Source organism: Desulforamulus ruminis DSM 2154 (assembly GCF_000215085.1).
GTDB classification, from domain to species: Bacteria; Bacillota; Desulfotomaculia; order Desulfotomaculales; family Desulfotomaculaceae; genus Desulfotomaculum; species Desulfotomaculum ruminis.
Map to the genome: position 1 here is coordinate 73530 of NC_015589.1, position 16948 is coordinate 90477.

General features: G+C 47.2%; 14 protein-coding genes. 7 read left to right on the forward strand and 7 right to left on the reverse strand.

The window, feature by feature from the left end; translation table 11 throughout:
* Positions 1–75 precede the first annotated feature (75 nt).
* Positions 76–639, forward strand: a complete 564-nt coding sequence (locus DESRU_RS00395; RefSeq protein WP_013840156.1) for an HD-GYP domain-containing protein — start codon at positions 76–78, stop codon at positions 637–639.
* A 74-nt stretch (positions 640–713) separates the two neighbouring features.
* Here DESRU_RS00395 and lepB read toward each other — a convergent pair whose 3' ends face one another.
* The 7 genes from lepB to DESRU_RS00430 form a co-directional block, all read right to left on the reverse strand.
* Positions 714–1247, reverse strand: coding sequence for a signal peptidase I (lepB, locus tag DESRU_RS00400; protein WP_013840157.1), 534 nt, complete (start codon positions 1245–1247; stop codon positions 714–716).
* A gap of 85 nt (positions 1248–1332) precedes the next feature.
* Positions 1333–1653: a ferredoxin family protein gene (locus DESRU_RS00405; RefSeq protein WP_013840158.1), complete on the reverse strand. Its 321-nt coding sequence runs from the start codon at positions 1651–1653 to the stop codon at positions 1333–1335.
* Positions 1653–2948 (reverse strand): FAD-dependent oxidoreductase, encoded by a 1296-nt coding sequence (locus DESRU_RS00410; protein ID WP_013840159.1) that lies wholly within the window; start codon positions 2946–2948, stop codon positions 1653–1655. The genes DESRU_RS00405 and DESRU_RS00410 overlap by 1 nt, the downstream gene beginning before the upstream one ends.
* Entirely contained in the window at positions 2941–4242 is a 1302-nt protein-coding gene (locus tag DESRU_RS00415) for an electron transfer flavoprotein subunit alpha (RefSeq protein ID WP_013840160.1), read from the reverse strand. Before DESRU_RS00415 ends, DESRU_RS00410 begins: the two co-directional genes overlap by 8 nt.
* Positions 4243–4257: 15 nt before the next feature.
* Positions 4258–5064 (reverse strand): electron transfer flavoprotein subunit beta/FixA family protein, encoded by an 807-nt coding sequence (locus DESRU_RS00420; RefSeq protein WP_013840161.1) that lies wholly within the window; start codon positions 5062–5064, stop codon positions 4258–4260.
* Between the two features lie 293 nt (positions 5065–5357).
* Positions 5358–6803: a DASS family sodium-coupled anion symporter gene (locus tag DESRU_RS00425; RefSeq protein WP_013840162.1), complete on the reverse strand. Its 1446-nt coding sequence runs from the start codon at positions 6801–6803 to the stop codon at positions 5358–5360.
* 128 nt (positions 6804–6931) lie between these two features.
* Positions 6932–9148 (reverse strand): HelD family protein, encoded by a 2217-nt coding sequence (locus DESRU_RS00430; RefSeq protein ID WP_013840163.1) that lies wholly within the window; start codon positions 9146–9148, stop codon positions 6932–6934.
* Positions 9149–9476: 328 nt separating this feature from the next.
* Here DESRU_RS00430 and DESRU_RS00435 point away from each other — a divergent pair, with 328 nt between their 5' ends.
* From DESRU_RS00435 to DESRU_RS00460, 6 genes are all read left to right on the forward strand, one after another.
* Positions 9477–10880: a sigma-54 interaction domain-containing protein gene (locus tag DESRU_RS00435; RefSeq protein ID WP_013840164.1), complete on the forward strand. Its 1404-nt coding sequence runs from the start codon at positions 9477–9479 to the stop codon at positions 10878–10880.
* 387 nt (positions 10881–11267) lie between these two features.
* Positions 11268–12446 carry an iron-containing alcohol dehydrogenase gene (locus DESRU_RS00440; protein ID WP_013840165.1) on the forward strand — a complete coding sequence of 393 codons (1179 nt, stop codon included), beginning with the start codon at positions 11268–11270 and terminating at the stop codon, positions 12444–12446.
* 61 nt (positions 12447–12507) lie between these two features.
* A complete protein-coding gene (locus tag DESRU_RS00445; RefSeq protein WP_013840166.1) occupies positions 12508–13929 on the forward strand; it encodes an aldehyde dehydrogenase family protein in 1422 nt (473 codons plus the stop codon).
* Between the two features lie 572 nt (positions 13930–14501).
* Positions 14502–15446 (forward strand): hydroxyacid dehydrogenase, encoded by a 945-nt coding sequence (locus tag DESRU_RS00450; protein WP_013840167.1) that lies wholly within the window; start codon positions 14502–14504, stop codon positions 15444–15446.
* A 25-nt stretch (positions 15447–15471) separates the two neighbouring features.
* Entirely contained in the window at positions 15472–16533 is a 1062-nt protein-coding gene (locus tag DESRU_RS00455; RefSeq protein WP_013840168.1) for an Ldh family oxidoreductase, read from the forward strand.
* Positions 16534–16665: 132 nt separating this feature from the next.
* Positions 16666–16944: a UxaA family hydrolase gene (locus DESRU_RS00460; RefSeq protein ID WP_013840169.1), complete on the forward strand. Its 279-nt coding sequence runs from the start codon at positions 16666–16668 to the stop codon at positions 16942–16944.
* The last annotated feature ends 4 nt before the right edge of the window (positions 16945–16948 follow it).

Here is a 16948-nt window from a genome sequence, read left to right on the forward strand (position 1 = left end):
TGGATATTGGGCCGGCAGCCTGCTTCCGCTTGCTGGACACCCGAGGGTTCATTTCTTTATAAAGGGGCTTCCTTGATGTTAAAAAAACAAACAACCTTTTTGGGTATTACAGATCTCAGCTCGTTAGCCTATTTAGATTTAGATATGGATACTAGGGATCATTGTTATAAAGTAGCCCATTACGCCAGTGCTATTGCTGTGGCCATGGGAAACCAATATAGCTGCCAGGTCTTTTTAGCTGCTTTGCTTCACGACATCGGGAAAAGTAAAATTGCCAAGGAAATTCTTTGTAAGCCCGGAGAACTAACCCCAAAGGAGTGGGAACTCATAAAGCGGCATCCGGTAATGGGATATCATCTCATTAAAGAAAATCCATCCTTAATGCCCTTTAAAGAGATTGTTTTATATCATCATGAACGTTTTGACGGAAAGGGCTATCCCTGCGGGCTCATGGGTTACGATATTCCCCTGACGGCAAGAATGATCAGTATTGCGGATGCCTTTGACACCATGACTTCTACCAGGGTTTACCGGGAACAAATAAGTGTAGAGCAGGCTTTACAGGAATTAATCCATTGTTCCGGCACCCAATTCGATCCGGAGTTAGTAAGAATCTTTGTAGATTTGTTTAAAGAATAGCCGCTAGACTTAAAATACTCCCTTGACCTCAAGGGAGTATTTTAAAATTGGCGGGTTTTTCCCATGGTACCAATCTACCCACGGGTAAGAACCTTTAAATGATTGAAAGGGTAATAAAGAAACATTGCCCGGCCAATGATATTATCGGTTGGCAGAGGGCCCCAAAATCTACTGTCGTAGCTGTTGTTACGATTATCCCCCATGACAAACACATGATCTTCGGGAACAGTGAAGGGTTTTAAATCCTCCCGGGGTTTTTCTAAGAGATAGGGTTCCTTTAATGGTTTGCCGTTGATGTAGACCGTTCTTTCTTGGATGGAAACGGTATCCCCCGGTAACCCAATCACTCTTTTGATAAGGGCTTCCTCTTCGATATGGGCCTCGGCAGGAGGGGTGAAAACCACAATATCTCCCCGTTGGATTGATTTAAACTGATAAGAAATTTTGTCGGTCATCAGATGATCTCCCACCTTTAAGGTGGGGAGCATCGATTCGCTGGGGATCCATCTGGCCTCGGCCACATAGGAACGGATCACTAAGGATAATACAATGGCTACCACAATGGTGCCGGCCCACTCCAATAGGTTCTTTCTTGTAACAGAGGTCATATTTACACTCCTATCGGTTTGTTAAAAACCTGCAACGGCTTCCGGCAAGAGGCTGTTTTTGCCAGCAGCTAATTTTCCCGGTTGCTTAAGCCAGCCTAAATTGAACCCCATACCCACCTCTGGGATAGCGCCACCGAATGTTCTCGTAGGGGCAGCCGATTCTGCAAGCGCCACATTCCAAACATCCCTCATAACCCACGGAGATCCGGTTTTCCCGCCACTCATAAACTTTGGCCGGGCAAAACAGGGTACAATCCTTGCCGGAGCATTTTTCGGCACAGATCGCTTCGTCGATGATTTCCAGATGAGAGGTCTGATCCGGTTTCCAGCGATTCAAATACAATTTGTCGTCAATGTTAATTTCCGTATCCAAATCTTTTAATTTTTTTATTAATTTATCCTTCATTATCTCATCGCCTTCCAAGCTTGATAAAGGTCTTTACCTAAGGAGAACAGAGAATTTTCACTTAAGAGGCGTTTTAAAATTAATTTTTGTTTGCCCTGTTTGCTGAGGCCATCCACCGTTAACATTTCCTGCAGCGCCATGTTGCTGACCGGAATATATTCGTTGAAATATTGGGGATTTGTTTCAAATAAATGAGAAGCATTCTTGTATTTCTTTAAGTCCTGGATGACATAACTGTTGCGCAGGTTCTTTTCGTAGGAGGATAAGCCCTGGGCGGTAAAGTTGCCGGTGTCATGGGCCTCCACAATGGCCTCGGCAGCCAGGCGGCCGGAAGTCATGGCTAAATTGCTGCCTTCCCGGTGAATGCCGTTTACCAGTTGGGCGGCGTCTCCTACCACCACCACGCCAGGGCCCACCAGTTTGGGAATGGCGTTATAGCCTCCCTCGGGAATTAAATGGGCATAATATTCCACCGGTTCTCCATTTCGGATTAACGGGCGGACCAAAGGGTGCCTTTTTAAATTCTCCAGCAGATCATAGGGGCGTACCTTGCTCTGCCTGACTTGGGATAACAGTGCGCCCACCCCGATGGAGAGATGTTCTTTATTGGTGTAGATAAAAGCGGTGCCCACCAGGCCCAGGGTGCCGCCGCCAAAAATCTCAATGGTGGCGCCCATGCCCGGTTCAAGATTAAACCGGTCTTCAATGACTTCAGCGGGCAATTTCAATTCTTCCATCACCGCCAGGGCCACTTCCTGGGGCTTCCATTCTTGATGAAAACCCAACTGTTTGCTTAATAGGGAATTGACGCCGTCGGCCAGCACCACTACATTGGCGTAAAGGTCTCCTTCGGGACGGCTGGTTCTGACACCCACCACCCGGTCTTTTTCCACAATGCAGGATTCAACGACGGTTTCATTAATGATGACGGCTCCCGCTTCGGTGCATTTGCGGGCAAACCACTGATCAAACTGGCCCCGGAACACGGTAAAGCAATTGTAAGGTTCCCTGGCCCAGGCCTGCCCCTTATATCCGGTGGTAACCGCCGACTCTTCATCCATCAGCCAGAAGCGCTGATCCACCACCGGCCTTTGCAAGGGGGCTTCTTTCCAAAATTCCGGGATTAATTCTTCCATCATGGACCGGTAAAGAACTCCGCCCATGACGTTTTTAGCTCCGGGATAATCCCCCCGTTCAATAACCACAACGGACAAACCGGCCTGGGCCAGTTTATAAGCAGCGGCTAGGCCGCCAACGCCGGCACCAACCACAATCACATCAAATTTTTCAGGCACAGTTGATTCCCCCCTGACCTTGAAGCTGTTTTTGCAAATCAGCTTTATTCTGTGTCAATAGTTCTTTTAAAGGTTCCGTTAGCAGGGGCACCAGTTTAAAAACATCCCCTACCAGGCCGTAGGTGCATTCCTTAAAAATCGGAGCGTTGGGATCGGTGTTAATGGCGATGATGACATCCGCCCCGCGAATTCCCACCAGATGTTGAATAGCTCCGGAAATGCCCAAGGCAAAATATATTTTAGGAGCTACGGTAACGCCCGTTTGTCCCACCTGGTATTTATGGTCAATCCAGCCGGCTTCCACCGCCGCCCGGGACGCTCCAACCCGGCCGCCCAGAGCCTCCGCCAGTCCAAAGCAAATCTTTTGAAAACCGTCCCGGTCTCCCAGCCCCCGGCCGCCGGCCACAATAATTTCCGCTTCCTGCAGGTTAACCTGTTCGCCCTGCTCTTGCACAATTTCCAGCACCCGGGTCAGCAGGTCCTCTTCCTTCAGGCTGACTTCCTTCTGAACCAGCGCACCCTGCCGGCCGGGCGCCAGGGCGGGCATCCGCATGACCTTGGGTCGAACGGTGGCCATTTGGGGGCGGTGCGCCTTGGAGACAATGGTGGCCATAATATTGCCGCCAAAGGCCGGACGGGTGGCCAGCAGCAGACGTTGTTGCAGATCAATATCCAAACCGGTGCAATCCGCAGTAAGCCCGGTCCTTAACTCTGTAGCAACCGCTCCGGCTAAATCCCGTCCGGTGGTGGTGGCACCCATTAAAATAATCTCCGGCAGGTATTCCTTGGCCAGATCCACAAAAACCTGCATATAGGTTTCTGTGCGGTAGTAGCGGAGGGCCGGGTTATCCACAAGATAAACCTTATCGGCGCCGCATTCATAGACCTTATTGGCCAAACCGCACACCTGATGTCCTAAAAGAACACCGGCCAGTTCCACCCCGAGCTTTTGCGCCAGTTGACGCCCGGCGCCAAGCAATTCCAAAGATACCGGCATAATCTGCCCTTCTCTTTGCTCAATAAAAACCCATACCCCCTGGTAACGGCCCAGGTCGCCGGACAGCACGGCAGCCTCCGCCCCGGCAAGGGTGGTTAAATCTTCCTTTGCCTCATGGGCCATTTCCGGAAGGCTCAGTGCGCTTACAGGACAAACTTCAACGCATTGGCCGCAGGCAACACATTTTTCTTCAATCACCTGGCATAAGCCTTCTTCGTTTATATAAAGCGCTTCATAGGGGCAGGCCGGGATACAGGCCTGACAACCAATACAAGCAGATGATACACGAACCGCCATTTTAACCACCTCGGCTTAATTATTCTGAGTCATTCTCTGGGACAGTTTCGCCATTAACTGGTTGACCATGCTTTGCTCATCGCCCTGCAAAATCTCTCCCCGGTTTCGCTGGGAAGGGGCAAAAATTTTGGTCACGGAAGTAGGGGAACCCTTTAGGCCCATCATGGAGGGATCTGCCTCCAGGTCAACCGCTTGCAGAATGCGGGGCTGATAGCGGGCGGCCCGCAGCATGTTGGGAAGAGAAGAATACCTTAATTCGTTGATCTCCTTCTCCACCGTAAGAAGGCAAGGCAGTTTTGCCGTTACCACCTCATAGGCTTCATCCAGCTTCCGGTGCACCTTGATTTCTCTTGCCCGGGGGTCCAGGGCCGCCACGGTTTGCACGTAAGTTAACTGGGGCATGCCCAACCGCCGGGCAATACCGGGACCCACTTGGGCGGTATCGCCATCAATGGCTTGTTTGCCGCAAAAAATTAAATCAAAAGGCTCCTGCTCACAAACTTTCTGTATTCCCCGGGCCAAAATATAACTTGTGGCCAAAGTATCGGAACCGGCAAAGGCCCGGTCGCTTAATAAATATCCTTCATCGGCTCCCAGGGCAATACATCGCTGGATAACCTCCACTGCATTGGGCGGTCCCATGGAAATCACGGTGACCTTCCCTCCAAAGCGTTCCTTGATGCGTACCGCTTCCTCCACCGCATGGCTGTCATAGGGATTCATGATGGCCGGTGCGCTGGACCGGTCTAAGGTGTTGGTTTCAGGGTCGATCCGAACTTCGGTTGTATCCGGCACCTGTTTGACACAAACAAGAATATGCAAAAGAATCACCTCTCAATAAATGTCGGTTTAGAAAGGAGAAGCCTTTCATTCACTTTCAATTAAAAGAACCCTCATATAAAAGTATAACAATCCTGGATTTGCAGGTATATGAGTTAGTTCTTCCAGCTCTTTCAATTTCTGACTGGCAATGCAGCAGGTCAAATATCCATATACGAACCATTATAATGAATAACTCTTTTTAGATCATGACAAAAACATGAAATAAATCTTAAGTTAAAGTAAAAAGGGAGAGACCTGAAAAAGGTTTTCCCTTTAAAGAAATCAATCTGCCTTTACCATAGACCAATTAACTTCCAGTAGAATAATCCGACGGTTAGATAAAGGATGGTTGTTAAAGCGGTTACCACAAAACCGATCTTCCACCAGGTCTTTTTATCGACATAGCCTGTTCCGAACAAAAGCGGTCCAAGACCGTTACCGTAGTGAGTGAGGGTGGAGGAAACCACCATTAAATAGGCGATCAGGAAAAATGCCGGGTATTTGGGCACGCCGGTCACGGCAACAAAGCTGAACAATACCGGAGCAAAGGCGGCCACGTAACCCACCAGAGAGGGAAAGACATAATGAGGTAAAATGGCCACCAGGGCAATAATGATAAAAGCAATAAATACATTGGTACCCCCGATGGGCAAGGATTGCTCCATCTGCAGCGTCAGCCATTTAAAAAAGTCCACTTTATCCAGAGCACTGGAGAGGCCGATGATGCCGCCGAACCAAATTAAAATAGACCATGTTTCTTTGGTTTCCACAATATCTTTCCATTGAATAATATTAAACAGAGTCATAATGGTAACGCCCAGAAAGGCCACGATAGCGACATCAATTTTGCTGATGGTACTGGTGGCCCATAAACCCAGGGCAAGTAAAAAAGTAGCCGCAACCACCATTTCCTTCCAATCCACCGGTCCCAGTTCCTCTAACTCACCTCTGGCCATACGGCGGACTCCTTCCACAGAATGCATCTCCGGCGGATAAATTCGATAAACCACCCAGGGAATGAACAAGAAAGCAATGAAACCCGGCAGGGCAGCCATAGTCCAGAGGGGCCAACTAATTTGAATGCCCAGAATCTGGTCGGCCAGTTTGGTGCTTAAAACATTGGGGCCCATGCCGGTGATAAACAAGCTGCCGGTGGTCATGCTGATCATATACAGCAGAACCGTCAGGTAGGAGCCCAGGCGCCGGGGGTTTTGATCCGGTTTTGAATCCACCACATCAAAGACCCCCTGGCAAAGGGGATAGACCAAACCGCCGCCCCGGGCAGGTGCAGCAGGAATGGAGGTAGCCAATAACAAATCCATAAAACTAAATACATAACCTAAACCCAGGCTGCTTTTGCCAAAGGCTTTAATCAATATCAGGCCAATTCTCCTGGCCAGCCCGCTCTTCTTAAAACCGATACTCATCATAATGGCTGTTACGATTAACCACACCGTGCTGTCGGTATAGCCCACCAGCACATCCTTTAACGGCACCACCATCAGCCCGGCGGATGCTACACCGACAAAAATGGCGCTGGGTTCCGGTAATCCCTGCAACATCAGCATTAAGATGGTGCCTACAAAGATACCGAATAGTTTCCAGGCCTGGGGAGAAAGCCCCTGAGGAGAAGGCAGGATAAAAAATAAAGCCGCAAAGAGAATTGGTATAACGATTCGGATAAAGCGACTGTCCCAAGACAATCTAAAGCCGTTGCCATTTGTAGTACTATGAGCCATTTAAGAATACCCCCCATGAGATTTTGCTGTAAGAAATGATTTTTACCTTAATTCACGGGTAACTTTATCTTATCGTTACCTTGTTAGGGGGGCTTTAAACACCTATTTATGGAACGGAAAATTAAGCTTTAAATAAAGGGACATTTCTCTCCGGTGTAATAAATGGCCAAGCGGTGGAGTGCTCTGGTGCAAGCAACATATAATAGCTTTTTGTCCAGATCACTGGAGTAATTGCCTTTGTTTGCACCGTACACCATGACCACATCAAATTCCAGACCTTTGGAGATATAAGAAGCAATGACTGAAAGACCCTTTTCCACCTTTCCTTCCTGGGGATGGATGAGTTTAACAGGTATCCATTCCTTTAATTTGTGATAAACTCGTTCCGCCTCTCGCTGGGTTTTGCATAGAATGGCCACAGATTCAAAACCTTGTCCAAGGAAGTCCGAAGCAGCACGGCGAATGGCCCGGTCCATGGATTGCTCCGTTTTGTTCGGTACAATCAAGGGCTCTTTGTCGTGACGTTCAAAAAAACGATTCTGCTCTAGGCCCAACAGCCTTTGGGCAAAAGTATTAATTTCATAAGAAGACCGGTAGGCTTTATTTAATTGCAGGGTGATACTCTTTTCTTTATCCAGTATGGCTGAAATATCATCATACAGGGAGGGATCGGCTTCTTTTTCGATGGTTTGCCGAATATCTCCCAAAACCGTATATTTTGCTTCCGGAAATAACAGTTTAAAAACTTCGTATTGCAGAGGAGCATAATCCTGGGCTTCGTCGATGACCACTTGTTGAATCTCCGGAAATAGATTGTGCCCCTCCATGCGCAATTTTAGATACAGAAGGGGAGCGCCATCTTCATAATGCACCTGCCCTCTTTGCAGGCCCTCCCTGGTACTAGAAAGAATCTGTTCAATATTCTCCGGGAGGTCAAGCCCCTGGGAGAGTTTAAAGAAAAGTTTGGGCTGGTCAAAGAGTCTTTCATACAGATGCAGGTAATCCACCCTGGTAAATTTATGAAGCCGCTTCCGGAAAGAGGCTGCTTCCTTAATGGACATCAATCGGCTGAAGGACCTGATTTCCAAATCATGTCCTTCACTGCTGGCTACAATTTTTTCAATTTTTTTAAGTCGTTTCTTTTGCAGCGGGTGAACCTTTTGCCAAATCCAATTTTCTATCCGTTGAAGTTGTTTGGCCATGGGTATGCCGGTTTTGTTGTTTAGAAAACGGTTTTTCAACTGTTGCCTGGTTTCCAGAATAAGACCGTCGTAATAGACATCGGCAAAGGGAATCATGTGGCGGGCATAATGCCGGAGCAATCGGTCAAGGATCTTGACGAAGGTTTTTGAACCTTTGAAATCTGCGCTTTGCCTCCTGGCGTTCCCTTGGTTCGTGCGGCAGGAATAAATCATAGATTCAAGCTGCATGGCCCGGGTTTCTATCCTAAACCTGTCGGCAAAAACTCTTGCTGCAATATCTTCAAAGGTCGCTTGTTCTACGTTTTCTTCTCCAAGGCCCGGCAGGACATCGGAAATATATCTGCTAAAGATCGGATTGGGAGAAATAATCATAATGTTATGTGAAGCCAATTTTGACTTTAAACCGTCATAGAGTAAAAAGGCAATGCGGTGCAGGGCAATGGAAGTTTTACCGCTGCCCGCCACACCCTGTACCATTAAAAGGTCGTGGTCCCTATTCCGGATAATGAGGTCTTGCTCTTTTTGAATGGTTTCCACAATATTTTTCATTTTCACGGAGGCATTGCAGCTTAATATTTCTTGAAGCATTTCGTCATTGATCATCCTGTTGCAGTCAAAAAAATAGATCAGTTTAGAGTTCCTGATTTTATATTGACGCTTTAACAAGAGGTCTCCGTGAATTAACCCGGCCGGAGCGTTGTAGGCCGCGCGGCCCGGTTCATACCGGTAAAAAATGCTGGCAATGGGTGCCCGCCAGTCATACACATAAACCTGGTGTGTTTGGGAATCGGTCACGGTATGAAGGCCAATATAAATCTTTTCCCCAGGGCCGCAGCTTTCCTCCGCGAAATCAAACCTGCCGAAATAAGGAGTATCTATGATGCTATTATAATCCTCGATTTGCTTCACGGTGTTCTGATAACCGGCGGTCTCCTGATTCACCTGAAGAAGACATTGATTCATTTCCGTAAGCAGGGCAAAGTCACCGGAAAAAGGAGCGGCATTTTCCCACATATCCCTTCTGGCGTCAATTACTTTTTTCTTTTGCTTGGATTGCTTTGCCAGTTCTTTAGCCCGTTCTTTTTGAATCACGGCAATGGTTTCTTCGAGATAAGCCAATTCCTTTTGCTTTTCCCCGTTCATTGGAGCCCCCCTATTTTTTAAAAGTTTATTGACACAGGCCTAAGATTGTGGTAAACTAATTATAATAAAATTATAAAATAGGATAGTTGTGCACAATAATTAATTATATACAAAAAACTTCTTTGTGTAAAGAAATTTTTAGGCAACCCATGTGTTGCCTTTTATTATTTTTAAGCAATTTGCTAAAATGGATTATAAGATAACCAACGGGTCCATTGGCTTGACGGGAATGTTATGCTTAATATAAAAATATAATAGAATCTTTGGCGCCAATTCTGCTTTATGGAGCCTTAAGGAGAATAAATAAAAGATAAAGGAAGTCGTTATTATGGATACTGGTGGTGCACCCAAAAACTTAGAAATATTTTTTGATAAAATATTAGATGTTTTTTATGATGGTATCTATATTACGGATTCCCGTGGGGTTACTATAAAAGTTAACGATATGTATGAAAAACTTACCGGTTTAAAGAAGGAAGAACTTTTGGGACGTAAGGTTACGGATTTGGAGAAGGCGGGGGTTTTTGATTCTCCTCTAAACCCCATTGTGGTTAAGACGGGAAAGCCCCAGACCTCAGTTCAGTTAAATAAAACAGGGCGAAAGGTTGTTATCAACGGGCATCCGGTATTCGATGAGGGAGGAAAGGTGGCTTACGTGGTCACCTATGTCCGGGATGTTACCGTTCTTTCTCAGTTAAAAGATGAAATATCGGTCCAGCGGGAGCTCATTCAAAAATATCATCACGAAGCGCAATACCTGCGCACGAAAAACTTTGGACAGACCCATGCGGTGATTGAAAGCCCTAAAATGATAAAATTAATGGATTTGTTAAAACGGATATCTCAGACAGACACGACGGTTTTGATTTTAGGGGAGACCGGTGTTGGGAAAGATGTCTTTGCCAAAAAAATTCACGAACACAGCAGCCGGAGGGATGAGCCGTTCTTTAAAATTAACTGTGCCACCATTCCGGAGAATCTGATTGAATCCGAACTCTTCGGCTACGACCCGGGGGCCTTTTCCGGAGCCAGTTCCAAGGGAAAACCGGGATATTTTGAATTGGCCGACAAGGGGACCCTCTTCCTGGATGAGATCGGAGAACTGCCCCTTTCCATGCAGGCAAAATTGTTGCGTGTTTTGCAGGATCAAGAAGTCATGCGGATTGGTTCGACCAAAGTAAAAAAAGTAGATGTGCGTTTTGTGGCGGCTACCAACAGGAACTTGGAGGCAGCCATCAAGGAGGGCAACTTTAGAAGCGACCTGTATTACCGGTTGCATGTGGCTGTGCTGGAAATACCCCCGCTGAGGGAAAGAATGGAGGAGATTATACCGCTCATTGATTATTTCTTAGATAAATTTAATACCAAATATAAAAAGAAAATGATTTTTTCCCAGGAAGCGAAACAAATGCTCAAATCCTATCCCTGGCCTGGAAACGTGCGGGAAATGGAGAATTTGATTCAGGGCTTGATCGTAACAAGAGATGAAGAAATCCTGCAGTTGCAGGATTTACCCAGTTATTTGCTGACAAACCAAAATAAAAACAGCTTATTCCAACCCCATCCCCTGAATATAGAAGAGAAACCCCTCAGTGAGATCATGGATGAGTTTGAAAGAAATCTTTTGGAAAATGCCTTAAATACCCATGGCAAAACTACTACCTTGGCCAAATTGTTTCATGTAAATCATTCCACTATTTTTAGGAAATTAAAAAAATACAATCTAATATAATTTATCTTGTAGTTTAAAAGAGAGAAAGCCCGATTTCAATATTAGGCTTTTTCTTTTTTGTTTTAACCGAGCTGTATAGATCCACTTGTGGCATAAATTTAATCCTTTGAGAAATGTAGTTCATGAATGGCAAGAAACTAGTTTTTATAAAACAATGTTCGTTTCAACCAGGAAAATTTCTGAATAAGAGTAAAATTAATTGCATCTGTGCAAGGGAATTTGCAATTTTGCAATGGACAATCTATCTAGGAAACGACACAATGCAATAAAAAGTAATTTTTGATTGCAAAGATGCAAATTATTTAGGATAAAGAAGTGAAAAAAGTCTAATTTATCTGTATTTATGCCTTGGCATAGTTCTTGCTATATTAGTACTATAGTTCACTTTTGGGGGAGGGGGGAGTCGGTATAACCCTGCAGATTTGTTCCTTTACAGCCCCGACCAAAATTATCAGTGGTGTTGATGCCAGGAAAACGGTTGGGACGGAGGTGAAGTCCCTGGGAGGCAAGGTTGTTTTCATCAGTACCGATAAGGGCATTGTGAATGCGGGTTTGCTGGTGGATATCCTGGAATCCCTAAGTAAAGAAAGCCTGGCCTATGTTGTATTTGATGAAGTTGAAACCAATCCCGCCATTGATATTGTGGAAAAGGGGTTACAGGTTTACCGGAACGAAGAATGTGATATTTTGCTGGCGGTGGGCGGCGGCAGCGCCATGGACACGGCCAAGGCCATCGGTATTATGGTGAACAATCCCGGACCCATTGGCACCTACGCGGGAGTTGACAAATACCCCTGCGCTCCGCCAAATATTGTTTCGGTACCCACGGCGGCAGGTACCGGAGCGGAAATTCTCAGCACAGCGGTCATAACCGACCGGGTAAGAAATTGCAAAATTTCTGTCAGTGGTGCAGGACAATCGCCCCGGGTAGCCATTGTTGATCCTCTGATGCTGCAAACCTTGCCTGCCGCCATTGCGGCGGCTACCGGGATGGTTACCCTGACCCATGCCATCGAGGGCTACGTATCCCTGGGCAGCTCGGAGTTAACCGATTTATTAAATTTTAAGGGAGTTCAGTTGGCCGCCAAATATTTACGCAGATTTGTGGCTAACCGCAGAGATTTAGAAGCTGCCACCGGCATGCAAATGGCTTGCTTGTATGCTGCTTTGGGTTCGTCTAATTCGGGATTGGGCAATGTTTATGCCATGGCCAATTCCCTTGACGGACACTTTAATATCCTGCATGGCATTGCTTGTGCAGTTCTGCTGCCGGCGGTGATGGAATTTAACACCATGGCCTGTCCGGATAAATTTATAGAAATTGCCGGATGCTTTGGGGAGAATGTTTCGGGCCTGCCGGCGCCGGAAGCCTCTTTAAAGGCTGCCGTAGCCGTGAGAAAGCTGGTCAAGGACATTGGCCTGCCCGCTGGATTAAGAGAGATGGAGATTACGGAGAAGCAAATCGTGCAGATGTCCCGGGATGCCATCGGCAGCGGTATTTATAAAACGAATCCGCGGGAAACAAACCTAATGGACATGATCAAACTATATAGGGAAAGTATTTAATCTGGGTGCATAGGCCTGGGGCTTTGGCCCCGGGTAATTTATACAAAGGAGGCCATATAAAATGGTTGCTGAGGTTCGATTATTTATTAATGGTGAATGGGTAAGCACCAATCAAAAGGAAAAAGTATTGAATAAAGCCACAGGAGAGACGGTGGCGGAGTATTATGTCGCCGGTGCCAAGGAAGTGGATGCGGCCATTGCTGCCGCTGAGAATGCTTTTAAAACCAAAAAGTTAGCTCCTTACCGCCGTTATGAAATTTTAAAAAGAGCCAGCGAATTAATGATGGAAAGACAGGAGGACTTAGCTCTAACCATCAGCCAGGAAGTAGGCAAAACGCTAAAAGAAGCAAAGGGCGAAGTAGCCCGGGCAGCCCAAACTCTGTTGATTTCCGCGGAGGAAAGTAAGCGTGTACAGGGAGAAATTGTTCCCATTGCCGGTTCTCCCGGAAATGAAAACCGCCGCGCCTGGACCACGCGGGTACCCCTGGGCATTGTTTGTGCCATTACTCCATTTAATGTACCGGCCAACTTAACCTGCCATAAAGTGGGTCCGGCCATTGCTGCCGGGAACGCTGTTGTGTACAAGCCTGCCAGCGCCACTCCCATTATCGGTGCAAAACTCTGTGAGATCATGGCGGAAGCAGGTTTGCCGGCCGGGTACTTAAACATGGTGATGGGGTCCGGCCCGGTGGTGGGCGATGCCCTGGCCAAGGACCAACGAATCGCATTTTACAGCTTTACCGGTAGTGCGGCGGTAGGAATGAAACTAAAAACTGCCGTGGGTTTTAGACCCATTTCTTTGGAGCTTGGTTCTAATTCCCCTACCCTGGTTCACGGCGATGCTGATTTGGCGGCGGCCGTTGACGCATGCACGCGGTCTGCCTTTGCCAATGCCGGCCAGTTGTGCATTTCCGTACAACGGGTTTATGTTCATGCTCCCATTTACGATGAATTCTGCAAGCAGGCAGCGGCTCTGGCCCAAACCTTAAAAATTGGAGATCCTCTGGATCCTGCCACCGATATTGGCCCCATGATCAGTGAAAAAGAGGCGGTAAGGGCTGAAGCCTGGATTCAAGAGGCGGTGGCTGAAGGGGCCAAACTCTTGGCAGGGGGGCAGCGCAAAGGACCCTTTTTAGAGCCGACAGTTTTAGCCAACGTTAAGCCGCAAATGAAATGCAGTTGTAACGAAGTTTTTGCTCCGGTCTTTAATATTGTGTCTTACGATACCATCGACGAAGCCATCGCCCTGGCTAATGATTCATGTTACGGTTTGCAGGCGGCTATTTTTACAAATTCCCTGGATATCGCCACCCGTTGCGCTGAGGAGCTGGAAGCCGGCGGTGTCATCATTAATGATGTTTCTACTTTCCGCGCCGATCTCATGCCCTATGGAGGTTGGAAGGAAAGTGGTATCGGCAAGGAAGGCCCCCGGTATGTAATCGAAGAAATGACCAAGGAAAAAATTGTGGTCTTAAAGATGTAACGACTAAGATTTCTTTTAGTAGCTTTTATGTCCCTAAATTCTCCATAAATCCCTCTATGATCAGGACCTGTGATCAAACCTGTGGTTTATACCACAGGTTTCTCTTTCTATAGGACCACCATCCTGAACTCAAGAATTTGGGAAATGTAGTTCATGAAATGAAAGAAAATTAAATTTTTTCTTGAAAAACAACCTTCTTTTAAGCTGAGACATTTCTGAATAAAGCAAAATTTATTGCATCTGCGCAAATAAATTGCAATTCTGCAAGAGGGGGATTGTCCGAGAAACGACATAAAACGAGAAAAAAGTAACCTATAATTGCAAAATTGCAATATTTTTAGAATCAAGAAGTCGAAAAAATGCAATTTGTCTGGATTTATACTTTGGCACAGTTCTTGCTATATAAGTACTATAGTTCACTTATCGGAGGGGAAGGAAGCAGGGCGGACGGTCTGGCCCATAGCATAAGAGGATGTTTCACCGGTAAGTTCAGAATTAACAGATTAATTAAATTTTGAGATAATTTAATTGGTTGCTGAAAGGGCTAATAAATAAAAGCAGGTGAATAATCAATGAAATTTGTCATAACCGAATTGATCTGGAACGAAGGAATCGAGATATTAAAGGAAATGGGTGAAGTCATTTACGATCCCAATCTGTGGAAGAAGAATGAGCAGTTGCCTTCACTCTTAACGGATGCCGACGCCCTGATTGTAAGAAACCAGACCAGAGTGACCGGAGAACTGCTGGCCCAAGCCCCCAAGCTCAAAGTGGTAGGCCGCTTGGGCGTGGGTCTGGATAACATTGAACTGGCCGCTGCCCGGGAAGCCGGCGTTAAAGTGGTCTTTGCCCGGAATGCCAATGCCATCTCGGTGGTTGAATATGTTTTTGCCGCCATGTTTTCCTTTTCCCGCCCCCTGGAAAAGGCGTCTCAGGATGTTAAGCAAGGGAACTGGGACCGTAAGCTCTTTACCCGGGAAGAAATTTACGGCAAAACCCTGGGTCTCATCGGTGTGGGGGAAATTGGCGCCCGGCTGGCTTCCCGGGCCAAGGCCTTTGGAATGAAGGTCATTGGTTATGATCCCTTCCTGCCGCCCTACGAACTGGCCTGCACCGACATTGGTGTCAATATGACTTCTTTAGAAAAAGTCTTGGCCGAAGCGGATTATGTCAGCCTGCATGTGCCGCTAAATGATCAAACCAGGAACTTGATCAACAGGGAAAGTCTCAAGACCATGAAAAAGACCACTTTCATTATAAACACAGCCCGGGGTGGTGTCATTAACGAAAGCGATCTTTATGAAGCCCTTAAATCCAATATTATTGCCGGAGCCGCCCTGGATGTGCTGTCCAAGGAACCGCCTGAGGGCAACCAACTGCTGGAGCTGGATAACCTGATGGTGACGCCTCATATTGCCGGACTGACCGAGGAAGCCCAGGTGCGAACGTCCGAACTGGTGGCCCGGGAATGTGTCAAGGTATTGTGTGGACAGGGTTCTCTGTGCATCGTAAGATAAGGGCGGAAGAACGGAGGAAAAATCAATGAATTTTACTGCGTTACAGTTGACCGAATTTTGCTCCAATTTGCTGCAAGCAGTGGGCGTGCCCCAGGCAGAAGCCGATATTGCGGCGGATGTTCTGGTGGATACCAGTTTGGAAGGGCTGGATACCCACGGCATCAGCCGGCTGCCCATCTATGTAAGCCGGATTCAAAAGGGGCGCATTAATGCCAAGGCGGCAATTAAAGTTAATCAAACCGCACCGGCGGCAGCTACGGTGGATGGCGACAACGGCTTGGGGCAAGTGGTGGGCGTAAGGGCCATGGAGGTGGCCATTCGTCTGGCCCAAGAGGCCGGTGTGGGTGCCGTGGCGGTTAAACACAGCAACCATTACGGGGCTTCCTCCTATTTTTGTAAACAGGCAGCCGCTGCGGGCATGGTGGGTTTGGCTTTTACCAACACTCCTTCCGGGATCCCGCCTTGGGGCGGCAAGGAAGCCTATTTCGGGACCAACCCCATAGCCTTTGGCTTCCCCGGCAAAGAACAGCCGGTGGTGGTGGATATGTCCTCCAGCATCGTGGCCAGGGGCCACATTATTCTGGCAGCCAAACAAGGCCAGCCCATCCCCGAAGGATGGGCCATTGACAAGGAAGGAAAACCCACCACCGATGCCAAAGCCGCCCTGGAGGGAGCGGTGCTTCCCATGGCCGGACCCAAGGGCTATGCATTAGCCCTGGCGGTTGAAGTGATGGCGGGAATTATCAGTGGATCCGCCTTTGGTAAAAATGTGGGGTGGATTTACGACGAAAGCACCCAGCCGGTGGATATCGGACATTTCTTTGTTGCCCTGGATGTGGCTAAATTTATGCCGCTGGGATTTTTCCTTAACCGGATGCTGCAAATGATTACGGAAATTAAGGAAACACCCAAAGCAGAAGGGGTTGAGGAAATTTTTATTCCCGGCGAAAGGAGAGCTATGAAAGCCAAGCGGCGTAAACGGGAGGGCATTCCTGTTCCGGATCCGTTGCTGGCAGAGCTGAACCAATTGGCCGGGGAAGTTGGTGTCATGCCCCTGGGTTCGTTTACAACAAGTGGTAATACCTAATACTTTATATTTTATAATCAACTGGGCAGCAAACAATTTTCTGGGAGGTGGTTTATAAAAATTCCTTTTAAAGCAAGGACGATAACCCCAATCAGCTTTTGGTACAAGAGTAGAGAAAAAGGAGGAGTTAAGTTGATTAAGTTCCTAGTACACGACCTGGCAGACATGGTTGGTGTAGCCGTAGCCGACATTAAAGCCGGCGAAGCAGTCACCGGGAAAGTTCAGGACTCGGACAAGACCATTGAGATTCAGTCTATCAGTGATATTCCCCTGGGCCACAAAATCGCCCTGAAAGATATCGCTGCCGGTGAAAGGGTAATCAAGTATCACGTGCCCATCGGTAAAACCGTACAGGCCATTAAAAAGGGTGAGCATGTGCACACCCATAATTTAAAAACGGAAAGGTGGTAAACCC